The following is an 11440-nucleotide window of genomic DNA, read 5'->3' on the forward strand; positions in this document are numbered from 1 at the left end:
CGATCGCCCTAATTTTTCACTCTTCAAAAATTGCCCCTCGTTTAATCAAATCTTGTTTAACTTCCTCAGACAGTCCCGAATCATGCCATAATCTAGCTTGTTTAACAATAGCCCCCGTAAAGTCCGCCCCTTTCAAATTAGTAAGGGCTAACCCAGCTTGGTGCAAATCAGCATTTTTGAGGATAGCATTATGGAGGTTAGCATCACTCAGATTACAGTTATTTAGATTAGCCTCTGTCAAATTCGCGCCGCACAGGTCTGCGCCGCTGAGACTAGCCAAAGCCAGACTCGCCCTATGTAGATCTGCGCCACTCAAATTAGCATCACTCAACAGCGCCCCACTGAGATCTGCACCACTAAGGTTAGCAAAACGCAGGTCAGCACTACTAAGATCTGCATCACTTAAATCAACTCCCCGCAGGTAAGTATTTTGTAAGTTAGCGCCACTGAGATCAAGGTTACTGAGATGTGTTCCCAGGAGTCTTGCGCCCACAAAATCTTCCGATATTTTCAATTCTGCTAAGGTGGCTAACTCGAGAAAATTATCAGTTTTAGCATCAACTACGGTCTGAATAATGCCCTGTAATTGGGCAAAATTCCAGCCTTGGGCTACAGCTTTTTTAGTCAAGGCTTGTAATTCTTCTAAAGTCTGATGCTGTTGCGCCACAGGAGAGGGTTCTGATTCTAATTCTTGCGATCGCAACCAGATGGCAAATTTACGCTCTAGGATCGCCAATTTATTGGGGCTAATATTTTGCGGCCAAAGTCCTTCAACACCAGTCATAATTCAAGAGAGTTTAGAGGAGATTCATTCAACTTTTAACTGTCTCCAAAAATTGCGCCTTTTCGTTGCAATTCAGGTTGCAGTCGCCGAGAAATACCGATCGCCTCAGTAAATTCGACATTTTCCACCATGATATCAGCTAATTCCGCGCGGCTGAAATCTGTTTTCTGGAGGTTAGCTCCTGTCAAGTTTACCCCACTAAGGTCCGCATAGGTAAAATTAGCACTCTGCAAATTAGCATTACTGAGGTTAGCGCGGGGGAGATAGGCGCTAGTGAGATCAGCTTGGGTCAGGTTAGCATTACTGAGGTTAGCGCGGGGGAGTTTAGTTCGTAGATCGGCTTGAGAGAGGTTAGCCTCTTGTAAATTAGCATCTCGGAGGTTAGCGTTGCAGAGGATAGCGTTACTGAGGTTAGCTCCCTGTAGATTAGCATTGCTGAGGTCAGCCAGGGTCAAGTTGGCATTAGTGAGGTTAGTCTTGGCCAAGTTAGCGCCGCGCAAGTTAGCATTACTTAGGTCAACCCCGGTTAAATCCTGCCCATAAAGGTCTTCTGTGAGGCTTAAACCCACCTGTTCGAGAATTTGGGTAAATTCTGCCATCCCGACTACTCCAAGCCACTGATGGGCAATTTCCCATTGTTGGAGGCGACAGTCATTGACTTGTTGAGGGTCTGGGATATGTTCCCAGGTGAGTCGGAGGCGCTGTAGGGCGTTGATTTTCTGGGTACGATCGCCCATTTGATTAGCAATTTCCAACTGTTGTTGATAGCAGGCGATCGCTTTTGGTAACTCATTAGTAGCATGATAAGCCATTCCCAGGTTAGTCAGGGCGTTAAGCTGTCCTGATATATCCCCAATATCTTCAGCGATACGGAGGTGAGTTTGATAGCAGGTAATGGCTTCTTGAGAATTAGACAAAGCAGCATAAGCTATACCCAAATTACCCCAAGTAGCGCCTTCCCGTTGGCGATCGCCCAATTTTTGATAGATAGTCAGGGCTTCGCGCCACAATTCCAAAGCCGCCGGAATATCACCTTGATGATATTGAGAAACCCCTTGTTTAAATAATTGATTAGCCTGGTAGTCCGTCATATTTTACCCTATTTCAACAGCCTAATTGTCTGATAATTCTGGAGTGACGGTTTCCGATGTTTTTTGGCTCAAATACTGATAGACTTGTCTGGACATTTTTTGAATCATTGATTCAGCCGCTTGGTCGCCATTGTTTCTTTGGGCTAAAATAGCTAAAATGTAGCGTTTACCATTGGGCATATCAACTATACCCACATCGGCTAACATAATGTTTAGGGTTCCAGTTTTGTGGGCGACTACCGCCCCATTACTGACCCCGCTAGGTAATAGGTGATTATTTTCTGTTTCTGTCATAATTCGCAAGAGGCGATCGCGTGATGTCATCGAAAGTAAACCCCCTTGGTGAATTTGACTCAAAAGACTAACCATATCCCTAGGCGTAGTTTGATTAGTCCCTTCAATATCAGGTAAAGGGTTACGCACCAGAGTATCTGTCAGACCCCAACTGCGGAACTTTTGATTAAGAACCTGAAACCCTCCCAGCCGTTCTATAATCATATTAGTGGCTGTATTATCACTAATTGTCATCATTTTAGTAGCAGTTGCTAAGGCTGTATATTCAGTCCCCGGCGGCTGATATTGCATAATCCCCGCTTCTCCCACCTGGTGATTTTCCGTCATCACCAGCATTTCATCTAGGCGAATTTCTCCCGCATCAACGGCTTGAAAAAACGCCACTAAAATCGGGACTTTAATTGTACTAGCTGCCGGCACTTTAGACTGTTCTCTTAAACCGACATATCCGCCAGTATTCAGGTCTAAAAACATCAAAGCCGGAGTAATATCTGGGGATGCTGCAGCCACCAATTCCAGTTGAGTTTTTAAGTCTTTTATTTCCCGGTTTAATTGCAGAGATAGGGGCAAAATTCGGGTGGCTGTTAGGCTGTTAATGCTAGTTTCCTGTGTCTCTAAATTCTCAATAGAACTAGCCCCGGCGGTAGCACGACCGAGGGAGTTGAGAATTGAGAGAACTGTTCCCGAAATCACCCCGATACCAATGCCTAAAATCAGCAACCGGGTTCCATAAACTATGGGAGAGACACGGCGACTCTTACGCCTTACCACCCGTTTTTTCACAGGGGTAAGGGGTTGCATAGTCCGCTGAGGGGGGGGATATACTTGGGGAGTGATAGACCTATTTAAGGGGACTATGTTAGATGGTTTACCGTTGCTAACTCCCTGACGCGGTGTAGGTTTTCCCCGACGGCGTTTTCTAGAGTTTGGTGGTGGTAGCTGAGGTGTCTTTTTCCGGTTTCTGGTAATGGGGGGTTTTTGTCGCAGTTGATCTAACACGGGGTCGAAATATCCGTTTTCAGGGATATGTATGGGGGGAATTTGACCAGTTGGGGAAAGGTTGGGGGAGACAGGTCTCCGTGAGGATGATTGTGATTTAGAAGTGGGACTAGGGGAACGGCCACGACGCTGATCACGAGATTGAGGGCCTTTTGACTTCCGGGACTTGGCCCCCCATTGGGAAACAAAGGATAAAAATGAGCGACGGGGATATCGGTGAGCCACACCTAACACCTAAAAATCATCAAAGAGGACAATAGACTATGGAAATTACACCCATCAAGTCGTAGGGGCTGGTTCTGCAATCATCTCTATTGAGGTCCAGACTCTTTATAACCCGCCCTTACTTAGCAATAGGAATCGACAGTTGAGCCTGGGAATCAACGATATCGAGATTACCATTAACTGGGCGGATGTTGCTTAACAGTTAATGCCCATTCTACCTGAGAGATAACCCCCCGTAGCATAGCAACTTCTGTACTAGATGGCTGGGCGCGGTTAAATAAATGCCTAAATTTTTCCATACGACTGCTGACGGTGTGGGGGTAGACATAACCGATTTTGAGTAGGAGGGTTTCTAGCTGTTGATAGTATCCTTCCAGTTGGTCGAGGGTGGCTGATAATGGTTCTGATGGTTCTGGGCTGGGTAATGTATTCTGGTCGATGAGGGTTTGAGCGCTTAGTGAGAGTTCGTAACAGCAGACAGCCACGGCTTGGGCTAAATTTAGGGATTCATAGGCGCTACTGCTGGGAATGCGAACTATCCTTTGAGCATAGTTTAGTTCTGTATTGCTCAAGCCACGATCTTCGGGACCGAAAATCAGGGCGGCGGGGCTGTGGAGTAGCCAGGGGAGGGTGGTTCTGGGATGTTCAAGGGTTCTGTCAAAACTACGATCGCGAGCGGTGGTGGCGATCGCCTTTTGGCATCCGATTAAGGCTGGGGGTAAACTGTCTACTATCTGGGCTGATTCTAAAACATCTTGGGCATGAACTGCCATGGTTTTAGCTTCGCAGCTCATGGGGTCACAGTGGGGGTTAACCAGTACCATTTGGGTTAACCCCATATTTTTCATTACCCTGGCGCACGACCCCACATTTAACGCTCCCGCCGGTTCAACCAATACAATCCTAATTTTAGCTAATGCGGTTTCCCACTGAGTCTCTACCATTGCTATCATAACCGCTGATATAATAAGCGAGCGATCAATGTTCTAGTATGGCACGTCAGCGAGCTAAGTCAGACTTCCCTCAGAAAATTTGCCCAGTCTGCGATCGCCCCTTTGTTTGGCGCAAAAAGTGGGCAAACTGTTGGGATGAGGTTAAATACTGTTCCGAGCGTTGCCGTCGCCGACGCAACGAACAGAATTAAAGGGGAAATATCCCCATAAATTGTACAGCTATGGGTGTTAATGTGCAACCAAAACTAATCATACATGGTGGGGCGGGTAGTTCTCTCCAAGGTAAAGGAGGCGTAGAAACTGTTCGCAAATCTCTTTATCAGGTGATAACTGAGGTTTATGGCTTACTCGAAAAGGGTACAACTGCTGAGGATGCGGTGATTCGTGGCTGTCAACTTCTCGAAGATGATCCCCTATTTAATGCTGGGGTCGGTTCGGTGTTGCAGTCTGACGGACAGATCCGCATGAGTGCGGCTTTGATGAATGGCAGTTTACAACGCTTTAGCGGGGTGATTAATGTCTCTAGGCTGAAAAACCCCATTGAGTTGGCTAAGTTTCTGCAAACCTCTCCCGATCGCATTTTATCCGATTATGGGGCTGCCGAACTTCTGCGGGAGTTAAATATAGCCCCTTTTGACCCCCTAACCGATCGCCGTCTTTATGAGTGGATCGAAGACCGCAAGCAGGATTTTAACCGCAAAATGGCTAATGTGGTCGCCGAAACCTCTGATGATGAAGCTGGTCGCGGCACTATCGGGGTCGTCGCTTTAGACCAAAATGGTCGGATCGCCGCCGGAACTTCTACTGGTGGTAAGGGGTTTGAACGTATTGGTCGGGTTAGTGATTCGGCTATGCCTGCTGGTAATTATGCCACAGCTCAGGCTGGGGTGAGTTGTACGGGTATCGGTGAGGATATTATTGATGAGTGTCTCGCCGCCAAAATTGTGATCCGCGTCGGAGATGGTTTGTCTTTGCGATCGGCTTTTGAACGTTCTTTTGTCGAGGCTAATGATCGTCAGCGGGACTTGGGGGCGATCGGTTTGGATGCTTCCGGGGCGATCGCTTGGGGAAAAACTAGCGATGTGATTCTCGCCGCCTTCCATAATGGTCAAACTATGGGAGATAGTTTGGAAATGCTACCGGGAACTCAGGTGTTAGTGGCTTAGTTAGCCCCAATTTCCCCCACCTTCCCTCCCCCACCACTGGGGGGGGTTATTAATACTGAAGAAAACTTAATATTTTTTTTACTTTTTAGATCCGGTGATCTGACCTATAAACTTATATAGTTGTGTTAATTTTTTCAACATTTTTGTACCAGTTTAACTGGTATAGAATATAATAAAAATTGCGTTCTGTCCTGGAAATTTACTGAGAGGCGAGAGATTTTTTCGCCCCGACAATCAACAAAAATTGAGGCAGATAAATTGGACAATCAGTTGATTGGGGTTAATAGTAAGTTCAGAGGTGCGGTAGTCAATTGAGAACCCGATTAACTTGGTAGTCTGGAGAGAACGCTTTGTTAATCAGTACCATCACAGCCCGATTGATGGAAACCTAGGCTAAGGTTTGGGATGGAGGCTAATAATTAGCAATCCATCAGTCAAAGGCTGTAGGATGAAACCCAGCGTATTCATGCTTAGGAGTCCATAAAAATGAGACGGATTCTAGTTGTAGATGATTCAGCAACCATGCGAAAAATGGTAATGGCATCTCTCAGGGATGTTAAAGATGTAGCTTTTAGCGAGGCGGGGAATGGATTAGAGGCGATCGAGCAGTTAGAAATCGCCCCGTTTGACTTAATGATTTTAGACTTAAATATGCCAGATATGCACGGTCTGGAAGTGTTGCGGTTTGTGCTAAACCACCCGGAATATAGGGAAACACCGATTGTGATTTTAACCACGAAAGGGGATGATGAAAGTCGTAGTGAAGCGATCGCGGCGGGTGCAGCTTGCTATTTAACTAAACCATTTCATCCGAAATCGTTATCGGGGGAAATTGTCAACTTATTATCAGAGCCATGTGCGAGTAATATAAATTAAGAGAGTACCAAGGCGATCGTGTCTAGTCCTACAGAAAGCAACAACTTTTTTGATGACTTTTTAGATGATTATTTTGCTGAGTGTGAAGAGCATTTAGCCGTCGTGCGGCGAGAACTCTTGGCGCTAGAGTCCTGTATGAATCAGCCCCAAATAGAGGGTTCGATTCTGAATGAACTGTTCCGCAGCTTTCACTCAATTAAAGGACTGTCGGCGATGGTGGGTGTGCGGGAAGCGGAGAAATTGGCTCACCAAATGGAGAGTTATCTGCGATCGCTAAGAGATGGTCAAACCTCCCTGAAACCAGAGGGTTTTGATGCTCTGATGTCGGGAACTCAAATTCTGGAGAGAGCGATCGAAGCCTATCGCACGAAGGAAGATCCCCCGGATATTGAGGAAATTATCAGCCAATTGGAAGCCTGTAACCCTCCGGTGGTGGCTAAAACCCCAAATGCAGCTATTACCCCCTTTGAGGTGAAGCTGAAACCAGAGGAAATGAAACGATTAGAGGCGTTAGTCGGTGAAGGAAAACCGATCTGGCATTTCGTCTTCACTCCTAGTACAGAGCTATCCAAACAGGGGATCGGAGTTAACGCCATTCGGGAACAACTGCAAGCGATCGGTGAGTTGATTTATGTGTCTCCCCGCCTAAACGCCAATCAGAAAATCCTGTTTGATTTTATTGTCGCAACTGAGGGACCGGAAAATCACAATTTAGGCTCTGAGCTGAAATATCTGAGTTGGGAACCATATCACATTCCCAGTTCAGTTTCTGCGACCAGCATTCGCTCATCTAACTCGGAGGTTGAACCTTCCAGAGGACCGGAAGCGCCAGCAACAGCCACAGCGCCAGAAGAAGTTGAGGCGATCGCGGTGGTATCTAGTTCTCAGTCAGAGGAGCCAGAGAGGAAAGAGTCAGAGTCGGGGAAAGAAACTGCGGAAGCGGAACCATTGGAGATATCAGAACCGGAAACCAGTAATGCTATCTCTCCGACTAAAGCAACTAGCCCCCTAATTAGTGCATCTAACTTAGTACGGGTAGACCTACCGAAACTTGATGAACTGATGCGGATGGTGGGAGAATTAGTAATTACGCGCGCACGACTGGAGGAAAACCTCAAAAATTTACCCCCAACTGTCCCGGCGGCTCGGCGGCGAACTTTACAGGAAATTAACCTAACTTTAGAACGACAACTGCGGGATCTGCGTCAGGGGGTGATGCAGGTGCGACTGGTTCCAATTGCGGAAATTTTCGCGAGGATGCAGTTTGTAGTTAGGGATCTGATGCGACTAACGGGAAAACAGGTAGCTCTGGAAATTTCCGGCGCGGAAACTGAGATTGATAAGTTTGTGGTTGAGCGCATGATGGACCCGTTATTGCATTTAGTCCGTAATGCGGTTAGTCACGGTATCGAATCAACGGAGGAACGACTAAAAGCGGGAAAATCTGCTACGGGTGCGATCGCCTTACGCGCTTCGGCGGCGGGGGAAATGGTGATTATTGAAATTGAAGATGATGGTCAGGGAGTCGATATTTCTAGGGTGTTAAAACGGGCAAAACAACAGGGTTTATTGTCGGATTCTGTATCGGAGACTAATGATCCAGATAACTATGATTCCCAGACGATACTCGATCTGTTATGTTCCCCTGGTTTTTCGACCAAAGAAGAGGCGGATCTGGCTAGTGGTCGGGGTGTGGGAATGGCGATCGTCAAAAACACCGTTCAAGAACTGGGTGGTTGTGTGAAATTCACCACTCAAAAAGGAAAAGGCAGTCATTTTATTATTGATTTGCCGTTGACTTTAGCGATTACTGATGCTCTGATTGTGGAAGTTAGCGGTCAAACCTTTGCCATTCCAGAATCCTCTATACAGGAGGTATTATCTATTGAGAATGAGAGAATTATTTGCCTGGAAGGTCAGGAAATAATTTCCTATCGAGGTCATGTTTTCCCCCTGCGATATTTAGCGCGTCTATTTAACTGTGCTGTGACTACAGACAACTCGGAAAAATTAACTGTTGTGGTGATTGGTAATAGCCTTAATTCCACCGGTTTAGTAGTGAATAGAATCTTGGGACTGCGAGAAATTGTAGTGCGGCCGTTAACTGATCCGTTGCTGCAAAGTCCGGGAATTTCTGGGGCGACCGAATTGGGCGATGGTCGAGTAGTTTTAATTATGGATGTTCCGGCGTTAATTTGTAGCATAATTAATCAATTTTTAACGACACCAAAAACGGCAATTAACTCCGGTTAATTAATTCAATAATTCCCGAAAAACTGGATGTTAACTAACCGTTAATGCCGATTATTTTAGGGCAATAATGGGCGAAAAATGGATTAGTTTAGTGTAGTGATTCAATGATTATATCTATGACTAAATCAGCAGATACATCTCAACCCTTTATTTTATTTGAACTAGACCATACCACCTATGGTATTCCTTCTGGTGTGGTTCAACAGATGGAAATGGTGGAGCAAATTACCCCAGTTCCTAACTCTGCGTCTTTTGTAGTGGGGGTGATATTCTCGCGGGGTCAAGTGATTCCGGCAATTGATTTGAGGGTACGATTTGGATTTGCCAAAATACCGTATACCCTGCGAACCCGACTAATAGTGATTAATACTAATCAGCGGACAGTGGGTTTAATTGTTGATACAGCCAGGGAGTTTGTATCAATTTCCGCAGACACTATTCAGCCTTCACCGGAGGGAATTTCTAGCTTGAGTGGTAAATATTTAGCGGGAATTGCCACTTTGGGAGAAAGAGTGATACTAATTCTCAATGTGGAAGAATTGTTAGTTTTACCGGAATTAGTATCAGAAAGGGGTGGCTAGGTTGATGGGGTGGGAATGGGTCTGATGGGAGTTGTTATTTGTATTGAGAGTGAATGAGGTAATTTGAAAATGGGTAAAAAATCTAAAAATCATAAAAAGGCAGATAATAGTTATCTAGAAAATGCCAATTTTCAGAATTTCAAAACATCAGAGGAGAGGGAAAAACTGAAATTGGAAATGATGGAAATTCGGGACAATGCCGATCGCGTTAATACAGTGGCGATCGCCATAGCCAAAATAGCGAAACAGGTAGCGGAAGGGGCGGAATCTCAACTGCAACTACTCGATCGCGCTTCCCTGGGAATCAAGCAGATGAATAAATCCCTGGGAGAAACGGCGCAGCAAGCCGAATCGGTAGCCAGTTCCACAGAAGAATTAGTCTCCTCAGTCAATGAGATGGCTGCATCCATCGAACAGGTGTCCGCCAGTAGTATGGGACTAGCGACGGCGGTGCGCCAAACCGTAACATCAATTCAGGAGAGTACCAGCAACACCACTAAGGTAGCAGCAAATGCCCAAGAGATGGCAACTTCTGCCACCCAGGTGATCGCGTCGATGACCCAAATGACGACTTCCATTAGAAACGTGAGTGACGATACGGAAAACCTAACGGTATCGGTAAACGAGACGGCTTCTTCTATGGAAGAAATGACCAGTTCCATTGCGGGAGTGGCTAACAATGCGGATGATTTAACGGCTGCATCAGAAGAAACCAGCGCCTCCATTAACGAGATGGCAGCATCTATCGAGGAGGTATCGGCAACTATTGAGAACCTGGCTTCGACTGTAGAACAGGTATCAACGTCTGTGGAAGAAATTGCCCAATCAGTGCAGGGGGTAGCCAATAACGCGGAACAAATTACGGAGGTAGCGACGGACTCAGCCACCAGCGCGGAACAACTCGATCGCTCTATCCAATCAATTAGCAGCCTAACCCAAAAAGCCAATGAACTTACCCGTGCTGTGGGAGTTGATGCGGATAATGGGGGTAAAACCATTGAAAAAGCGATTCAGGGTTTGGCAAGAGTGCGCGAATCCATGGTTAAATCGGCTGATGTGATGCGGGATATGGGTAAACGGACTAATGAAATTAGCACCATTGTTGATACAATTAACTTAATCTCGGAACGGACTAATCTGCTATCACTAAATGCTTCCATTGAAGCAGCTCGTGCGGGAGAAGCAGGGCGGGGGTTTGCTGTGGTTGCAGAAGAAATCCGCAATTTGGCCGATCGCGCCGCCCAAGCCACGTTCGATATTGCTGCAATTATTAAGGCATTACAGTCGGTGGTGCAAGATGCCGTGAGTACATCTAATGATGGGCTACGAATTGCGGAAGATAGTGGCAGTCTGGCAGAAGATGGGTTATCGGGTCTCAAGCAAATTCTGGCAGGAGTTGAACAAACGACGCAATTAATGAACCAAATTGCGATCGCCTCTCAAGAACAACTGACCGCAGGACAGCGGGTGGTAACGGCGATTAATATGACTGCTACCCAAGCCAAAGAAGTAGCCATTGCTACCCATGAGCAAGCCAAAACTACTCAGGGAATTGTGCAGTCCACCCGACACATGAGGCAAATTGCTCAACAGGTAACACAGGCTATGGGAGAACAGGCGCGAGCGGCTAGGGATGTAATTAAGGCGGCTCAAAATACCAATAATTTAGCCGGACAAATTCGTAAGGCTACCTTTGAACAAAATAAGGGTGCTGAACAAATCATGCAGGCGGTAGAGTCCATGCGCCGAGGGGTGATTAGCACGAACCGTGCTTTAGCGGAACAGTCCACAGCAGGGGATCAAATCTCGAAGGAGTCCGAGCGGCTGTCGCAATTGATTAGCAATGTGACGCGATCGATGACTGAACAGAGTAGCAGTGCGAACCAAATTAGCCAAGCAGTGGAGAGTATCCAAATGCAGTCTGAACAGGTGGCTAAGGCTATGCAGGAACAAAGTAGGGCGGTACAGGACATGAATTTAGCTACTCGTAGTATTGCCAAACAAATAGCTTTGATCCGCACATCTAATTTAGAGCATTCGGATGTTTCTGGTAATCTGCTGGCCAGTATAGAAACCTTACAAACTATTGCCAAAAACAATAGTTCAGGGGTACACCAAACTAATGAAAAGGCTCAAGGTTTGCTGTCACATACTCAAGCACTTATGGAGGTTTTAAAGGTTGGCAGTTAACAGCTAATCACAGTTAAAAGCTGCTAAC

General features: G+C 46.2%; 10 protein-coding genes. 6 read left to right on the forward strand and 4 right to left on the reverse strand.

Going from position 1 to position 11440, the window contains the following annotated elements; translation table 11 throughout:
* Positions 1-16: 16 nt before the first annotated feature.
* The 4 genes from HFV01_RS00435 to HFV01_RS00450 all read right to left on the reverse strand — a co-directional run bounded on the left by HFV01_RS00435 (position 17) and on the right by HFV01_RS00450 (position 4337).
* Positions 17-784 (reverse strand): pentapeptide repeat-containing protein, encoded by a 768-nt coding sequence (locus tag HFV01_RS00435; RefSeq protein ID WP_006623124.1) that lies wholly within the window; start codon positions 782-784, stop codon positions 17-19.
* A 35-nt stretch (positions 785-819) separates the two neighbouring features.
* Positions 820-1875, reverse strand: coding sequence for a pentapeptide repeat-containing protein (locus tag HFV01_RS00440; RefSeq protein ID WP_193520728.1), 1056 nt, complete (start codon positions 1873-1875; stop codon positions 820-822).
* 21 nt (positions 1876-1896) lie between these two features.
* Positions 1897-3393 carry a serine hydrolase gene (locus HFV01_RS00445; RefSeq protein WP_193520729.1) on the reverse strand — a complete coding sequence of 499 codons (1497 nt, stop codon included), beginning with the start codon at positions 3391-3393 and terminating at the stop codon, positions 1897-1899.
* A 176-nt stretch (positions 3394-3569) separates the two neighbouring features.
* Positions 3570-4337 carry an RNA methyltransferase gene (locus HFV01_RS00450; RefSeq protein WP_006670529.1) on the reverse strand — a complete coding sequence of 256 codons (768 nt, stop codon included), beginning with the start codon at positions 4335-4337 and terminating at the stop codon, positions 3570-3572.
* Positions 4338-4384: 47 nt separating this feature from the next.
* On the opposite strand from HFV01_RS00450, the gene HFV01_RS00455 reads away from it, so the two are divergent.
* The 6 genes from HFV01_RS00455 to HFV01_RS00480 all read left to right on the forward strand — a co-directional run bounded on the left by HFV01_RS00455 (position 4385) and on the right by HFV01_RS00480 (position 11412).
* Positions 4385-4537, forward strand: coding sequence for a DUF2256 domain-containing protein (locus HFV01_RS00455; RefSeq protein WP_071533551.1), 153 nt, complete (start codon positions 4385-4387; stop codon positions 4535-4537).
* A gap of 30 nt (positions 4538-4567) precedes the next feature.
* A complete protein-coding gene (locus HFV01_RS00460) occupies positions 4568-5512 on the forward strand; it encodes an isoaspartyl peptidase/L-asparaginase (RefSeq protein WP_006623129.1) in 945 nt (314 codons plus the stop codon).
* Between the two features lie 486 nt (positions 5513-5998).
* Positions 5999-6388: a response regulator gene (locus tag HFV01_RS00465; protein ID WP_006670530.1), complete on the forward strand. Its 390-nt coding sequence runs from the start codon at positions 5999-6001 to the stop codon at positions 6386-6388.
* Between the two features lie 18 nt (positions 6389-6406).
* Positions 6407-8641 (forward strand): chemotaxis protein CheA, encoded by a 2235-nt coding sequence (locus HFV01_RS00470; protein WP_193520730.1) that lies wholly within the window; start codon positions 6407-6409, stop codon positions 8639-8641.
* 116 nt (positions 8642-8757) lie between these two features.
* Complete coding sequence (locus HFV01_RS00475) at positions 8758-9222, forward strand: chemotaxis protein CheW (RefSeq protein WP_192808285.1); 465 nt, start codon at positions 8758-8760, stop codon at positions 9220-9222.
* 69 nt (positions 9223-9291) lie between these two features.
* Positions 9292-11412 carry a methyl-accepting chemotaxis protein gene (locus tag HFV01_RS00480; RefSeq protein ID WP_193520731.1) on the forward strand — a complete coding sequence of 707 codons (2121 nt, stop codon included), beginning with the start codon at positions 9292-9294 and terminating at the stop codon, positions 11410-11412.
* Positions 11413-11440 lie beyond the last annotated feature (28 nt).

The organism is Limnospira fusiformis SAG 85.79, assembly GCF_012516315.1.
Classification (GTDB): domain Bacteria; phylum Cyanobacteriota; class Cyanobacteriia; order Cyanobacteriales; family Microcoleaceae; genus Limnospira; species Limnospira fusiformis.

What these genes read in the sequence shown, in the direction of transcription:
- HFV01_RS00435 (WP_006623124.1), bottom strand. Translation starts at nt 784, where the DNA reads ATGACTGGTGTTGAAGGACTTTGGCCGCAAAATATTAGCCCCAATAAA.
- HFV01_RS00440 (WP_193520728.1), bottom strand. Translation starts at nt 1,875, where the DNA reads ATGACGGACTACCAGGCTAATCAATTATTTAAACAAGGGGTTTCTCAA.
- HFV01_RS00450 (WP_006670529.1), bottom strand. Translation starts at nt 4,337, where the DNA reads ATGGTAGAGACTCAGTGGGAAACCGCATTAGCTAAAATTAGGATTGTA.
- HFV01_RS00455 (WP_071533551.1), top strand. Translation starts at nt 4,385, where the DNA reads ATGGCACGTCAGCGAGCTAAGTCAGACTTCCCTCAGAAAATTTGCCCA.
- HFV01_RS00460 (WP_006623129.1), top strand. Translation starts at nt 4,568, where the DNA reads ATGGGTGTTAATGTGCAACCAAAACTAATCATACATGGTGGGGCGGGT.
- HFV01_RS00465 (WP_006670530.1), top strand. Translation starts at nt 5,999, where the DNA reads ATGAGACGGATTCTAGTTGTAGATGATTCAGCAACCATGCGAAAAATG.
- HFV01_RS00475 (WP_192808285.1), top strand. Translation starts at nt 8,758, where the DNA reads ATGACTAAATCAGCAGATACATCTCAACCCTTTATTTTATTTGAACTA.
- HFV01_RS00480 (WP_193520731.1), top strand. Translation starts at nt 9,292, where the DNA reads ATGGGTAAAAAATCTAAAAATCATAAAAAGGCAGATAATAGTTATCTA.